Source organism: Nocardia sienata NBRC 100364 (assembly GCF_001613205.1).
Lineage (GTDB): Bacteria > Actinomycetota > Actinomycetes > Mycobacteriales > Mycobacteriaceae > Nocardia > Nocardia sienata.
The window spans coordinates 38,600-53,122 of sequence record NZ_BDBX01000004.1; the positions used below are offsets into that span (position 1 = coordinate 38,600).

Consider the following 14,523-nt stretch of genomic DNA (forward strand, 5'->3'; position numbering starts at 1 on the left):
GGCCGATTCGCCTGGCCAATTCCTCGCCCGGTGGCACGGCCGGCGGCCCGGCGACTGGGGTCCACCGGCGCCGCTCAAAACCCCGCTGGGCCACTATCAGGGTGTGACCGAACAGGTGTGGATGTCGGCGACCCGGGGGCGCTACCGCACGAGCCTGGTGCCGCGCGGATCCGGCCGGGCCGAGTGCTTGCCGGGCTGAGGCCGAATATGTTGTGCCGGAACGGACCGTGCTGCGAGGATCGCTGATCGTGCGCGAATACGAAACCCTCGTCGACCGGATCCGCGGGACGCTGGTGGGCGGTGCGATCGGTGATGCGCTCGGCTGGCCGATCGAATTCCTGTCCCTGCCCAACATCCGCGCCCGCTACGGACCGGGCGGGGTCACCGGCTTCCTGCCCGGCCCGGATCCCGATGCACCACAGGCGATCACCGACGACACCCAGATGACGCTGTTCACCGCCGAGGGGCTACTGCGCTGCCCGCCCGGCGGGGATCCGGCACCGTCCCTGCGCCGGGCCTACCTCCGCTGGCTGCGGACGCAGCAGGAGCCGGGCCCGGAGAGCAGGCCGGACGGTTGGCTGGCCGGACTGCCCTTCCTCTACGCGGTCCGCGCGCCGGGCAACGCCTGTATGAGTGGATTACGACGCCAGACAGCAGGCTATCTGGCCCCGGGACCGTCCGGCGAACCCGGGCCCGTGAACCCGGACTCCAAAGGGTGCGGAACGGTGATGCGGTCGGCGCCCTTCGGCCTCACCGGCGCGGGGGCCGGAACCGCCTGCACAACCGCGGCACGCTGCGCCCAGCTCACCCACGGTCATCCGACCGGCTGTGCGGCGGCCGGCGCGTTCGCCGCCCTGATCGACCGGCTCGTCGCCGGGGCGGCGTTTCCCGCGGCGCTCGACGAAGTTCTGGCGCTCCTGACAACACACGCCCGGGCGGACGAAACGATCGCGGCGCTCTCCCACGCTGTATCCCTCGCCGCCGAGCGTGCGACACCCGAGGGAGTCGAACGGATCGGCCAGGGCTGGGTCGCCGAGGAATGTCTCGCGATCGCGGCGTACTGCGCGCTACACGCCGAGCAGACCGGCGATCTGCGCGGCGCACTGCTGCTGGCGGTGAACCATTCCGGGGACTCCGATTCCACCGGAGCCGTGGCCGGCAACCTCCTCGGGGCCCGGTACGGGCTTTCCGCGCTCCCGACGGAATGGGTGCGGACAGTGGAGGGCCGCGATGCGCTGATCCAGGTGGCCGACGATCTCGTGGTGAGCTTCCACTACGGCAGCCGGAATCGGACCGGTCCACGCTATCCGCTCGATCCGGCCGAACCACTCTGAGCATCTGACCAGCAGTATCACCGAGACTTCTACGAAAACCGTGGTCCGGTCGCGCCCCGCCGCTATAACGTAGGCCGGTATACGTTCGGCGTGCGACGACCGGGCATCACACCGAGAAAGACAGGAACAATGGAGATTCAGGGAACACGTGCAGTCGTCGTCGGAGGCGCCTCCGGGATGGGACGGGCCAGCGCCGAGCTGCTGGCCGCGCGCGGGGCGAAGGTCGTGATCGTCGACCGGACCGCCAGTGAGGGCAACAAGGTCGCGGCCGATCTCGGTGGTTCCTTCTTCGAGGCCGATGTCACCGACCACGCGGGAGTCGAATCCGTGCTGGCCGACGCGGTGGCCGAACTGGGCGGCCTCGATATCGCCGTCAACACCGCCGGCGGCGGGATCGCCAAACGCACCCTGTCGAAAACGGGCCCGCACGATCTGGAGTCGTTCACCCAGATCATCAATCTGAACCTGATCGCCACCTTCAACCTCAACCGGTTGCAGGCCTGGCATATGAGCCAGGGCGAGCCGAACGCCGACGGCGAACGCGGTGTCATCGTCAACACCGCCTCCATTGCCGCCTTCGAGGGCCAGATCGGGCAGGTGGCCTACACCGCCGCCAAGGCCGGTATCGCCGGCATGGCGTTGACCATGGCGCGCGACCTCGGCTCGGTCGGTGTCCGGGTGCTGGCCATCGCGCCGTCACTCTTCGATACCGGCATCCTCGCCGGAGTGCCCGAGGAAATGGTCACCCCGCTGGTCGCCGGCAATGCCTTCCCCAAGCGGATGGGACGCCCGGAAGAGTACGCGAAGCTGGCCGCCGCCATTGTCGAGAACGGCATGCTCAACGGCCAGTGTCTGCGCCTGGACGCCGGAATGCGCTTCGCGCCCAAGTGAATCGCCACGAACCGGGGCACTACCGGCCGGGCGGCCCGGCAGTGCCCCGGAGTCGTGCGGGGAGCCGGCATCCGACCGCGCCGGGCGCCCGCACCATAATGGGATCCGACCTTGTCCTACACCGCGGCACATGGCCGTATCGCGCCCCACGGAGGTGGCCATGACCCTGGAGAGCGTGCGGCCCGCGGAATCGGTGGCCGACCGGCTCGCTGTCGAACGCGTCGGGGACCATCGCTTCCGCGGGCGCGCCCACGACGGACCCGCACGCCGCAGCTACGGCGGCGAAGTCGCTGGTCAGGCGGTTCTGGCGGCGGGGTCGACCGCGCCGGCCGACCGGCCCATCCATTCGGCGCAGACCTATTTCCTGCTCCCTGGCGACACCACCGTGCCCACCGAATTCGTGGTGGAGCCGGTGCGGGACGGCGGCTCGTTCTCCACCCGGCGAGTCGAGGCGGTCCAGGACGGCCGCGTGATCTTCACGATGCTCGCATCGTTTCATCGCCCCGAGGACGGTCTGGCCCATCAGGTCGCCGCACTCGACACCCCCGGCCCCGGCGAGGTGCCCGATCTCGCGGAGGCCTTCGGCGAGCATCCCGAAGCCCTGCGCTGGACCACCACTTTCCTCGACGCGCTCGGCGTGGACGCCCGGTTCCCCGATCCGCCCGCCCGCGCGCACGCCATGCGTGGAGCCGCCTCCGGACCACGGCAGCGGGTGTGGCTGCGCACCCGGGTGCCGGTGCCCGATACAGGTCTGGAGCAGGCCGCGTGCCTGATGTATCTGAGCGATCTACTGCTGCTCTCGGCGACCACCGGACCACACGGCGAGGCGCTGCGCGACCGTGAGCTCCAGGTGGCCACGGTCAACCATTCGATCTGGTTCCACGCGCCTCTGCGGGTCGACGAGTGGTTCCTGCACGATCAATACGGGCGCTGGGCCGGTGGTGGACGCGGGCTCGCGCACGGCGAGATCCTGGACCGGACGGGCCGCTTGTGCGCGACCACGATGCAGGAGGGACTGATCCGCCTCCGTACGCCTCGCTGACTCCGGTGTCCCGCTCGCCCGGCTAGGCGCTCTCGCCGGCGGCTTCCGCCTGCGGGGCCGCCGCAGCGCCGGTCACCGGGACATCGCCGACGGCCGGGTGGCTCGGCGACTCGAGCACGAATTCCACGCCGGTCAACTCTTCGGCGACCGCCCACAGCCGGCGACCGGCCGCGGGGTCCGCCGCGCCGGCCGGCGTGGGCAACCGCACCGGCGGGCCGACCAGTCCCCACCGTTGCACCGGACCGTAGAACCCGGCACCGGGCACCTCCGGGTCGAGGGCGGCCCGGAGCACGGACCGGGCGCCCGCCTCGGGCGTCTGGGTGACAAGACGCGCCAGTGTCATCACCACGTCGCTGTATGCGATCCGGACCAGCAGGCTCTTATCACGAAGAATGGTCGACCGCACGCCGCCGGGGTGGGCGCCGACCGATAACGCGCGCGAACCCGCGGCTGCCAGCCGGCGCTGCAATTCGACCATGAATGTCATAGAGGCCATTTTCGAGCGCGAGTAGGTCACCAGCCGGCCAAAGCTGCGCTCGGACTGCAGATCCTCGAAATCCAGTGCCGCGTCGCGGCGTCCGTGGCTCAGGCTGCCCACACTGACGATCCGACCGGCCGGGGCGGCGGTGATCATATCGACCAGTTGCGCGGTCAGCGCGAAATGCCCGAGGAAGTTGATCCCGAAATCGCTTTCGAATCCGTCGGCGGTCGGCGTCCAGGTACCGGCGACCACCCCCGCGTTGTTGATCAGCAGGTCTATCCCGGGGAGTTCGCCGTGCAATCGTCGCGCGCAGGCGGCGACCGAGCTCAGATCGCCGATATCCACGCGCGCGGTCCGGATATCGGCGCCCGGTACCGAGTCCTCGATATCGACTTTCGCCTTCGCGGCGGCGATATCGTTGCGACACGCGAGCACGACCGTTGCGCCCCGGCGGGCCAGGCCGCGGGCGATTTCGAGTCCGATGCCGGTGTTCGCACCGGTCACCACGGCGGTACGGCCCGACTGGCCGGGTGCGTCGGCCACTGTCCAGGGTTCGTTCGAAGAGATCACGGCATCTATCCAGTCCCAGCATGATTCGCGCCGCCTCTCGACCTGGATTGTCACCTGCCGGGGCAGCCGGTCCAGCGAAGTATAAGATAGTTCTCTCTAGACGAGAATGATATTTTCAGGCCGGGACCCACCCCTGCGCTCCCTGGATCCGCCGCGACCCCGATTCGAACGGCACGAACCGAGGACCACGGCCACGCCATGCGCGACGCATATCGAATCGTGTCCGGGCAACCGGTCCGGTCACGCCGAGTATCCGTACTCCGGCCGAGCGGCCTCGGCACCGCCGGACGCATACGACGCTGCACCGCTCGACACCCTCCTGCAGCGAGTTCGCCGGCCGCCTCTCGGTTCGCCGGAAGCACCCGCCGGGGGCCGGTAGGCGCACTACAGTATTCCTACCGGCGCGCGCTCGTTCCCGGCCTGCACCGCGTGCGGTACCCATGGTCTGCCGAGTTCGGAGCCGCTCATGAACCCCGCCGACAGCGCCCCGGCCACCACCCGCCGCTTCCACCGGCTCGATATCTCCGGACCGGAGTTCTGGGCCCGTGACTTCGCCACCCGCGACGAAGTGTTCGCTCAGTTGCGCGCCGAACCCGGACTCACCTGGCATTCACCCGCACCCGCTGTCTTCCCCCACTCCGAGCCCGGGTTCTGGGCGGTGACCCGCCGGCGCGATATCGCCTACATCAGCCGCCACCCGGACCTGTTCACCTCGGGCCTGGGTATCAGCATGGACCCGATGCCGGTGGAGTTGCAGCGACCGACGACCTTCTTCCTCACCATGGACCCACCACAGCACACCCGGTACCGACGCCTCATCAGCGCCGCGTTCACCCCGAAACAGGTGCACCGCATCGAATCCCAGATCCGCGCCAACGCCACCGAGATCGTCGACGAGTTCCTCGCCGACCTGCGCGGCGAGCGACCGGTGGACCTCGTGGACAGCCTCTCCCGCAAACTTCCCATGCGTACCGTCTCGGACATGATCGGTATCGACCGCGCCGACCGGGAGACCGTCGCGTATGCGGCCGAGGCGATGTTCGGCTCCACCGACGAGGAATACGCGAGCCTCGAGGAGCGGGCCGCTTTCTTCATGTCCCAGTTCACCATCCTGCACAGAGCCGGCACCGAACTCGCCGCGCGCCGCCGCCGCGCGCCACGCGAGGACCTGATGTCCGCGATCGTGGCCGCGGAGGTGGACGGCCACCGGCTCACCGACGAGGAGATCGGCGCGTTCATGGTCCTGCTCGCGTCCGCGGGCAACGACACCACCAAACAAACCACTTCCCATGGCTTCAAAGCGCTGGTCGACCATCCGGCGCAGCGCGAATGGTTGCTCGAGGATCCGGCGGCGCGGCTCGGCGGCGCGGTCGAGGAGTTCATCCGCTGGGCGACACCGGTCGTTCATTTCGCCCGACATGCGGTGACCGATACCGAGGTCGCGGGTACCCGCGTGCGCGCGGGCGAGAAACTGGTGCTGTTCTACTGCTCGGCCAATCGCGACGAGGCCGCACTCGACGCGCCCCATATCTTCGACCTCACCCGCGACCCCAATCCGCATTCGGGGTTCGGCGGCGGCGGAGCCCACTTCTGCCTGGGCGCATGGCTGGCCCGGATGCAACTGCGGTTGCTCTTCCACGAACTGCTGCCCCGGATCCCCGAGGTGGTGCTCGGCGACCCGGAATACGTCCACAGCGATTTCGTCCACGGCATCAAACGAATGCCGGTGCGACGCGCCTGAGCAGACCTCGAGGATCACCGTGCCGCGCCGACTGCCAACGGCACACATCCGCAGCCCCGAGCCCGCCGCCGCGGCGGCGCGGCCCGTCGAGCGGCCTCGTGACCATCCAGGCGTCTCGCGGCAGCCTCCCACAACCGTCGCGCCGGCCACCGGAGACGTACGCTGTTCCCGATCGTTCAACGCGAAGAGAGGAATTCCCGTGAAGACTAGGCTCAACTGCCCCTGTGGTGAACATCTGACCGGCACCACCGAGGACGAACTGGTCGATGTCGTCCGCAAACATCTCACCGAGAACCATCCGGGCCACGATTACTCACGTGACGAGATCCTGTTCATCGCCTACTGACCCGCCGCACCGGCCCCGTCCTGGCCGGTGATCCGCGGTCCGCTCCGCGGAACCGCGTGAGGAGGGCACCGGGCGCACCGTGGTATATGGATCTGGGCGGCACCGCTCGCCGGGAAGGATCCTCATGGACGACCACACACTCGCCGCGACATTGGCCGGCGAAGCCGGGGAACTGCTGCTCGGCATCCGGGAATTCGGTGGCGCTGTCGGCGACCGGCGGTCCGACAGTTTCCTGCTCGGGCGGCTGGCCGCCGAACGCCCGGCGGACGCGGTGCTCTCGGAGGAATCACCCGACGACGGCGACCGCGTCCGGCAGTCCCGGGTGTGGATCGTCGACCCGCTCGACGGGACCCGGGAATACGGTGAAGCCGCGCGCAAGGACTGGGCGGTACACGTGGCGCTCGCGGTGGACGGAAAGCCCGCCGCGGGAGCGGTCGCGCTCCCGGCCGAGGGTTTGGTGCTGCACACCGGCCGGCCCCCGGTTCTTCCGCCGCCACCACCGCCCGGGAGCGTGCGGGTGGCGCTTTCGCGCAGCCGGCCGTCGTTCGAGGTCCGGCGATTGGTGGCCCGGCTGGGGGCGGCCGAGGTCCCGATGGGCTCGGCCGGCGCCAAGGCGATGGCGGTGGTCCGCGGAAACGCCGATATCTACGCCCATTCGGGCGGACAGTACGAATGGGATTCCTGCGCACCGGTCGCGGTGGCGGCCGCGGCGGGATTGCGCGTCTCCCGCCTGGACGGAAGCCCGCTGATCTACAACCGCCCCGACCCCTATCTCCCCGATCTGCTGATCTGCCGCCCGGAGCTGGCCGAACTGGCCCTGAAGGCGCTGTCGGAGTAGCGCACCCGACGGCCCGTGCCGCACCGGGGCATCTCGGCCGGTCCGTCCGGCTCGCGGTTCCGGTGCGTGCGCACCGCGCCCGGGTCGGCCCACAATGGTCGGATGTGTTCGCAACGACAGGAGAACGGCAAGTGAGCGGTCGACTATCCGGCAGAGTAGCTTTCGTCACCGGCGCGGCGCGCGGCCAGGGCCGGGCCCACGCGGTCCGGCTCGCGGCCGAGGGCGCCGATATCATCGCGGTGGACCTGTGCGGTCCACTTCCCTCCCCGGTCCCCTACGACGCCGCGACGCCCGGCGACCTCGACGAGACGGTCCGTCTGGTAGAGGAGACCGGACGCAAGATCGTCGCCGATGCGGCCGATACCCGCGACCCGGCCGCGCTGCGGGCCGCCGTCGACGCCGGGATGGCCGCGTTCGGCCGGCTCGATGTGATCGTCGCCAATGCCGGGATCTGTATTCCCGAGCCGTGGGACGCCATCACCCCGGAGTCGTTCCAGGCGGTTCTCGACACCAATGTCACCGGCACCTGGAATACCGTGGCGGCCGGTGCGCATCGGATCATCGAGGGCGGGCGGGGCGGTTCGATCATTCTGATCAGTTCCGCCGCGGGTGTGGCCATGCAGCCGTTCATGGTCCACTACACCGCGAGCAAACACGCCGTCACCGGGATGGCCCGCGCCCTGGCGGCCGAGCTCGGCAAACATTCGATCCGGGTCAACAGTGTCGCACCCGGCCCGGTCGCCACTCCGATGGGTTCCGGAGACATGGTCGGCGCGCTCATCCGGGCAGCGGAGACCAACGATCTCCTGGCGCGGATGAACACCCCGCTGCTGCCGGAAGGAATCGCGCAACCCGAGGACATCTCCGATGCGGTGTGCTGGCTGGCGAGCGACGAATCGCGGTTCGTCACCGCCGGCAGCATTTCGGTGGATCTGGGCGCGGCCCAGTACTGAGTCGCCGGTTCGCGGCACACCACCCACGGGCTCTCATGGCGCGTGTGCGGTGCGGCCGCGACCGCCGACCCGGCGGAAACCGGACAGGAAAATTTGATATAACACTTTCCGAGAACGTCATTATCGGGCAACCTGGGTACTGCCGCGAACCGGCATGCGACACCGCCACGACAGTAAGGGAAGCCGATGAAATCCAAGGGTGCATTGATCTGGGATTACGCGCAGCCGTGGTCGGTCGAGGAGATCGAGATCGGTGACCCCCAGTACGGCGAGGTGAAGGTCCGGGTCGAGACGGCCGGGTTGTGCCAGTTCGATCAACGTCTGGCCAGCGGCGACGTGCCCACCGCCGAGTTCCCGATCCTCGGCGGGCACGAGGGCGCGGGGGTGATCATCGAGGTCGGCGCGGGGGTGGAGCAGCTCGCCGTGGGTGATCATGTGGTGTTCTCCTTCATCCCGGCCTGCGGAATGTGCCAGTCCTGCCTATCCGGCCATCACAATCTGTGCGATCGAGGTCAGGACCTGCTCACCCGGGGCGCGGTGTCCGACGGCACCTTCCGCATCCGCGCCCGCGACCGCAATGTGCACCCCACCTCGCTGATCGGCGCGTTCGCGCCCTATGCCGTCGTGCACAAGAGTTCGGTCGTCAAGATCGACCCGTCGATTCCCTTCGATATCGCCTGCCTCGCCAGCTGCAGTGTGACCACCGGATACGGAGCGGTGGTCAATACGGCGACGGTCCGCCCAGGCGAGGACGTCGCGGTGGTCGGTGCGGGCGCGGTCGGCACCGCGGCGATCCAGGCGGCGGTCATCTCCGGCGCTCGTCGCATCTTCGCGGTGGACCCGATCGAATCCAAGCGGACCCAGGCCGCGAAATTCGGTGCGACCCATATCCATCCGACGATCGACAGCGCGATCGGCGGTATCGAGGAGGTCACCGGCGGCCAGATGTGCCGTACGGTGATCGTCGCGGTCGGGCGGTGCGACGGTCACGATCTGGCGAAATGGATGCGGATCACCGCCAAGGGCGGCAGTTGCGTTCTCGCCGCCACCGGCGACGCCGCGGAGACCAATCCGCGCATGAACCTCTCGGCGCTCACCTTCCAGCAGAAGAGCCTGTGCGGCACGCTCTTCGGCGGCGGAAACCCACAGCTCCTCATCCCCGAGGTGCTGGCACTCTACAAACTGGGCGACCTGGGACTCGGCGATATGATCACCCGCGAATACCGCCTCGAGCAGATCAACGAGGGAGTAGCCGATATGCTCGAGGGCCGCAATATCCGGGGGGTCATCCGCTTCACCGACGCGGATCGCTGATCGGCGGGGCCGGGTCAGAACACCACCCGGCTCACCGCCTCCGCGATCAACGCCGGCTTCGACCCACCCTCGATCTCCACCGTGTGCTGTACAACCAGCTGCAGCGCCCCGCCGGACACCTCGGTCGCATCGGCCAGCACGGCCGTGGACCGCACCTTCGCGCCCACCGGCACCGGGCTCGGGAACCGGACCTTGTTCGAGCCGTAGTTGATGCCCAGCTTGGCGTTCGCGAAACCGAAGATCTGTGAGCCGAGCAGCGGCAGCAACGACAGCGTCAGGTAGCCGTGCGCGATGGGCCCGCCGAACGGGCTCTCCCGTTTCGCCCGCTCGGGATCGACATGGATCCACTGATGGTCTCCGGTGGCCTCGGCGAACTGGTCGACCATCCGCTGGGTGACCTCCACCCAGTCGCTCGTGCCCAGGGTCTCCCCCACCGCGGCGAGAACCTCGTCCTTACCGGTGAATGTGCGCACAGTCTGTCTCCTCGGGTCCGTGCCGCGCCGTCGCGACATCACCTGTTCCCTTATAGGTATTCCGCACTTCGGCGACGAGTTCAACCCTTTAAGAGACATTTTCTGGATTCGTCGCAAATGCTGACGTGCCGCCCCGATCACCCAGCCATCATCGAGCAGGCACAGCCCCTCGAAACGGTAATCCGTACGACCGTTATGCTGCGGCAGGTCGTCCCCGGCACGATCCGGCGACGGCGCCGCGACGACCGACCCACCGAGAAATGTCCCCGGCCGCCCGGCCTCGGCGGCGCCGCCCGCCGGCATCCGTTCCAGGAGGAGATCCACTCTTGACCGTGCTCACCTTCTGCCTCGTCACGGTCGCCGGATTCTTCGCCGGGCTGGTCGGCTACGTGACCGGTATCGCCTCGCTGATCTCGTATCCGGCTCTGCTCGCCGCCGGACTCTCGCCGGTCTCGGCCAATGTGACCAATACCGTCGCCATGGTCGCCGTCGGAGCCGGCTCGACCGCGAAGGCGGGTGCGGCGGTCAGCGACAACTCCCGCGCGCTGCTGGTCCACGCCGCATGTGCCGCCCTCGGCGGGCTCGGCGGCGCCGCCCTGCTGCTCACCACTTCGCCGGAAATCTTCGCCGCCGTCGTACCCTTCCTCATCGCCATGGCCTCGGCGAGTCTGCTGCTCCAGCCCAAACTGCGCGAACTCGCCGGCGGCCGGACCTTCCCGCGGCTCTATCCGCTCGCCACCGCCGTCGTCGCCCTGTACGGCGGCTACTTCGGCGCCGGGGTGGGCGTCATGTTCCTCGCCCTGATCCTCGTGTGCACCTCGGAGACCATCTGGCGGGCCAGTGTGCTCAAGAGCGTGCTGACCGGTGTCGCCAACCTCGTCGCGGCGGTGGGATTCGCCGTCTTCGGGCCGGTGCACTGGCTCGCCGCGGTGGCCATGGGCCTGGGCGCGTTCGCCGGCGGATGGTACGGGCCACCGCTGGTGGCCCGTCTGCCGCCGACCGCCATGCGCATCGGTGTCGCCCTGTCCGGATTCGGACTCGCCGGCTATCTCGCACTCGGCTGACCCGGCCGGGCCCGGCTCACGCGGCGGGGTCGAGCACCACCTTGATCGCGCCGTCCCGTTTGGCCTGAAACATCTGATAGGCCTCCGGCGCCGAGGACAACGGCATCCGGTGGGTGGTGAACGAATCCACCCCCAGCGGGTCACTGTCGTCGAGCAGCGGCATGATGTCGTCGACCCAGCGCTTCACATTCGCCTGGCCCATCCGCAACTGGATCTGTTTGTCGAACAGAGTGCGCATCGGCATCGGATCCACCGTTCCGCCGTAGACGCCGATGATCGAGATGGTGCCCCCACGCCGGACGATATCTATCGCGGTGTGCAGCGCCGCCAGCCGGTCCACACTCATGGTGTCCATCGCGGGCCGCGCCACCCGCGACGGCAGATACGACACAGCCCGCTGCGCCGTGGCCGCCAGTGGCGACCCGTGCGCCTCCATCCCGACTGCCTCGATCACCGAATCGGTACCCCGGCCTTGTGTACGGTCGCGGATGACATCGGCCAGTCCGTCACCGACCGCCCGCAGGTCGATGGTTTCGATACCGCGTGCGGCGACGCGTTCCAGCCGCTCGGGAACCAGATCCACCCCGATCACGCGCAGCCCGCGATGGTGAGCGATCCGAGCGGCCATATCACCGATCGGCCCCAGTCCGAGCACCGTTACCGACCCGCCTTCCGGGACGGCCGCGTACTCCACGGCCTGCCAGGCGGTCGGCAACACATCGGACAGGAACAGGTAGCGCGTATCGTCCGCCTCGGACGGCACCCGGATATGGGTGAAATCCGCGTGGGGTACCCGCAGATATTCGGCCTGGCCGCCCGGCACCTGACCGTACAGTTTCGAGTAGCCGAACAGTGCCGCCCCGCAGCCCTGCTCCCGGACCTGAGTGGTCTCGCACTGCGTCATCAGACCCTGTCGGCACATCTCGCAGCGGCCGCAGCTGATCTGGAAAGGCACCACCACCCGGTCGCCCACCGACAGGTTCCGCACATCGGGCCCCACCTCTTCCACGACGCCGATCGGCTCGTGGCCCAGCACATCGCCGGGGGTCATATAGGCGCCGAGGAGTTCGTACAGGTGCAGATCCGAGCCACAGATCGCCGTGGAGGTCACCCGGACGATCGCATCGCCCGGCTCCCGTATCCCCGGATCCGGCACCTCCTCGACCGATACGTCCCGCTTACCCTGCCAGGTCACCGCCTTCATCTCCGCCACCTCCGGACTCGAATACCGCCGCCCCGGCAGGACGAATGTGCCGCGGTCCCCGGTGGGCCGCGGCGGCCGGGGCCGATCTGTCAGCGGCTACCCGCGACCTCCCGGGACAAACCCACAACGCCTCAGGGGCCGGCCGCCACGGGCAGCAGCGGGTCGGCCTGTTTCGGGGCGGCCGGGGTCCACTCCCGGAGTGGCTGTACGACCTTTCCGTAGAAGTCGTCGACCGAGGAGGTCACGCTGGTGATGAAACTCGCCGCCGTTCCGGAGCGCCGGTTGCCCATCGGAAAACTCTGTTCGAGCGTGAAGGAGACGATCTCACCGGCCCGGCCGGGGAGCAGCACTTTGGGGTCGGCGCGCACGGTGTCGAGGTGTTCACAGGTGGTGTGGCCGCGTTCGGAGAACACCGCCTCGACCTGCACCGCCCCCGGTGCTTCCGCGAGCTGTTTGAGCAGCCACGACAGCCGTCGCGACGACGTCCCCTCGCCGGGTGCCGCGACCGATATGCGAGAACGGATCCTATTCGTCCGGATATCGGCGACGACCACGAGATCACCGGCTGTCTCCGGTATCCGCAGCACCGCCTCGAACACACCCTCTGCGGCCAGCCGCTCGGCCACCGCGGCGTTCCGTGCGGCCGGATCGGCGGTGTGCCGACGCGGCAGCACGTGTTTCACGGCGACACCGAGTTCGGCGGTCAGGCGCAGCGCCAGATGGCGCGATAACGACACCCACCGCTCGGCCACCGCCGCCGCCTTCGGGTCACCACCCCGAACGGTGCCCGACGTGACTGCATCGCGCACCGCGACCCAGTGCCTACCCATATCCACGAATTCCGTTGCCCCGGATCGGGGGTGGTCCAGATAACGCAGGAATTCCCCGAGCAGCCAGGCCTGGAGCGGGTCCTCGACCCCACCGTGTGCCAGCAGGCGACGCGCTTCGTGGGAGACCTCGGACCAGGACAGATGACGCAGGGCGACCTTGGTGAGTTTACGGCGATCGACCTGCACCGGCAGTTCGCCGGCAGCAGCGGGAATATCGTTGGACAGGCTGATCACCGCGTCGTACTTTTTCTTGCGCGCCACGTCGAGATAGCTCTCCAGCTGCTCCCGCCGCAGTTTCCCGCTCCCGGTCTTGACCTCCAGCAGGCCGGTCCACAGGCGACCACCACGAGCTACCCGGAACACGGCGTCCGGGATCACCCTTCCGTCACCGCGGTCGTACTGGACCTCGAAATATCCCTCGAATGCTCCCGCCGGTGCCCCCACCCGGGCGCACAACGCTCGCGCGAACGGGCGAACTGCCTGCATGGTGGCGACCAGCGCAGACGTGGACCGACGTTCCTGCTCCTCGCCGGCGCCGACTCCGGCCACCGAGAACAAGCGCGCCGGCTGCCATGCCTCGTTCTCGGCCAGCACGAACTCGATCGGCTTGCTGGTCCGCACCGCGCGCTTCACGGTGCGCACACCGCGGGGCTTCGACTGCGACGGCGGAGTATCCGTAGCTGCGGCGGCCACCGCATCTTCCACGAAGGCGTCGGAAACTGCCGGCACAACCGACTCCGGCTCCGCCGGTGTGCTCGGCTCCGCCGCGGCGTCGTCATCGACGAACACCCCGAAATCCGCGGCCAGACCGGCCAATCCCGAATCCCAGCCCTGCCCGACCGCACGGACCTTCCATGCGCCGCCACGGCGGTACACCTCGCCGAAGACGAACGCGGATTCGTTCACCGCGTCGGCGGTCACATATTCGGCAAGCAGGTGCCCCGCGGCGTCGACCACCCGGAATGCCAGTTTGCCGAGATCCCCGAAGGTGCCCGTGGCGAGACTGCCGGCAAGCGCAACCGTCTGCACCTCGGCGGGCACAGCCGAGAGATCGAGCGCGAGCCGGGCCTGCGCCCCTTCCTCGGTCGCGCTGGCGCCCAGGAAGCGGACCGATCCGTCCGGGGATTCCGGCTGGTTGTAGAACACGAAGTCCGCATCCGACCGGACCTTTCCGGCCGGGTCGAGCAGCAGTGCGGACGCATCGACTTCCACTTCCGATTCCGTCCAGCCGAGCACCACATCCACCTGCACCACATCACCTGGCAGTTGCAGGTTCTGTCCCTTGGACAGCAACGGAGACGTCACGACCCCACCTCGATCCGATTCAAACGTGTTGTGTGTCACTCACAGATCGAGGCGGGCAGTAGCGCCGTTACGGCAAATCTGTCCGAAAAGTGCGGTTGCACATACATTTCCGCGCAATACACGTGGAGACAGTCGGA

General features: G+C 68.7%; 13 protein-coding genes. 9 read left to right on the forward strand and 4 right to left on the reverse strand.

Features of this window, described 5'->3' with window-relative positions; all coding sequences use genetic code 11:
* Nucleotides 1-248 precede the first annotated feature (248 nt).
* The 3 genes from NS4_RS03180 to NS4_RS03190 all read left to right on the forward strand — a co-directional run bounded on the left by NS4_RS03180 (nt 249) and on the right by NS4_RS03190 (nt 3,267).
* The gene (locus tag NS4_RS03180) at nt 249-1,334 is read left to right on the forward strand and encodes an ADP-ribosylglycohydrolase family protein (RefSeq protein WP_063058363.1); all 1,086 of its coding nucleotides are present in this window, start codon (nt 249-251) and stop codon (nt 1,332-1,334) included.
* A gap of 129 nt (nt 1,335-1,463) precedes the next feature.
* The gene (locus NS4_RS03185; protein WP_063057969.1) at nt 1,464-2,225 is read left to right on the forward strand and encodes an SDR family NAD(P)-dependent oxidoreductase; all 762 of its coding nucleotides are present in this window, start codon (nt 1,464-1,466) and stop codon (nt 2,223-2,225) included.
* 160 nt (nt 2,226-2,385) lie between these two features.
* Nucleotides 2,386-3,267 carry an acyl-CoA thioesterase gene (locus NS4_RS03190; RefSeq protein ID WP_063058364.1) on the forward strand — a complete coding sequence of 294 codons (882 nt, stop codon included), beginning with the start codon at nt 2,386-2,388 and terminating at the stop codon, nt 3,265-3,267.
* 22 nt (nt 3,268-3,289) lie between these two features.
* On the opposite strand, the gene NS4_RS03195 is transcribed toward NS4_RS03190, so the two are convergent.
* Nucleotides 3,290-4,318 carry an oxidoreductase gene (locus NS4_RS03195; protein WP_245665041.1) on the reverse strand — a complete coding sequence of 343 codons (1,029 nt, stop codon included), beginning with the start codon at nt 4,316-4,318 and terminating at the stop codon, nt 3,290-3,292.
* Between the two features lie 466 nt (nt 4,319-4,784).
* On the opposite strand from NS4_RS03195, the gene NS4_RS03200 reads away from it, so the two are divergent.
* The 5 genes from NS4_RS03200 (at nt 4,785) to NS4_RS03215 (ending at nt 9,510) form a co-directional block, all read left to right on the forward strand.
* The gene (locus NS4_RS03200) at nt 4,785-6,059 is read left to right on the forward strand and encodes a cytochrome P450 (RefSeq protein ID WP_063057970.1); all 1,275 of its coding nucleotides are present in this window, start codon (nt 4,785-4,787) and stop codon (nt 6,057-6,059) included.
* Nucleotides 6,060-6,258: 199 nt separating this feature from the next.
* Nucleotides 6,259-6,405 carry a DUF1059 domain-containing protein gene (locus NS4_RS31235; protein ID WP_084486625.1) on the forward strand — a complete coding sequence of 49 codons (147 nt, stop codon included), beginning with the start codon at nt 6,259-6,261 and terminating at the stop codon, nt 6,403-6,405.
* Nucleotides 6,406-6,529: 124 nt separating this feature from the next.
* Nucleotides 6,530-7,243, forward strand: a complete 714-nt coding sequence (locus tag NS4_RS03205; protein WP_063057971.1) for a 3'(2'),5'-bisphosphate nucleotidase CysQ — start codon at nt 6,530-6,532, stop codon at nt 7,241-7,243.
* 131 nt (nt 7,244-7,374) lie between these two features.
* Nucleotides 7,375-8,196 (forward strand): mycofactocin-coupled SDR family oxidoreductase, encoded by an 822-nt coding sequence (locus NS4_RS03210; RefSeq protein WP_063057972.1) that lies wholly within the window; start codon nt 7,375-7,377, stop codon nt 8,194-8,196.
* 186 nt (nt 8,197-8,382) lie between these two features.
* Nucleotides 8,383-9,510, forward strand: coding sequence for an NDMA-dependent alcohol dehydrogenase (locus tag NS4_RS03215; protein ID WP_063057973.1), 1,128 nt, complete (start codon nt 8,383-8,385; stop codon nt 9,508-9,510).
* A 14-nt stretch (nt 9,511-9,524) separates the two neighbouring features.
* On the opposite strand, the gene NS4_RS03220 is transcribed toward NS4_RS03215, so the two are convergent.
* Nucleotides 9,525-9,983 (reverse strand): MaoC family dehydratase, encoded by a 459-nt coding sequence (locus NS4_RS03220; RefSeq protein ID WP_174552062.1) that lies wholly within the window; start codon nt 9,981-9,983, stop codon nt 9,525-9,527.
* Nucleotides 9,984-10,309: 326 nt separating this feature from the next.
* Between NS4_RS03220 and NS4_RS03225 the strand changes: the two genes are divergently transcribed.
* Nucleotides 10,310-11,047, forward strand: a complete 738-nt coding sequence (locus NS4_RS03225; RefSeq protein ID WP_063057975.1) for a sulfite exporter TauE/SafE family protein — start codon at nt 10,310-10,312, stop codon at nt 11,045-11,047.
* A gap of 16 nt (nt 11,048-11,063) precedes the next feature.
* Here NS4_RS03225 and NS4_RS03230 read toward each other — a convergent pair whose 3' ends face one another.
* Both NS4_RS03230 and NS4_RS03235 read right to left on the reverse strand, forming a co-directional pair.
* Complete coding sequence (locus NS4_RS03230) at nt 11,064-12,251, reverse strand: zinc-dependent alcohol dehydrogenase (protein ID WP_063058365.1); 1,188 nt, start codon at nt 12,249-12,251, stop codon at nt 11,064-11,066.
* 131 nt (nt 12,252-12,382) lie between these two features.
* Complete coding sequence (locus tag NS4_RS03235) at nt 12,383-14,386, reverse strand: TerD family protein (protein ID WP_063057976.1); 2,004 nt, start codon at nt 14,384-14,386, stop codon at nt 12,383-12,385.
* Nucleotides 14,387-14,523: the final 137 nt, after the last annotated feature.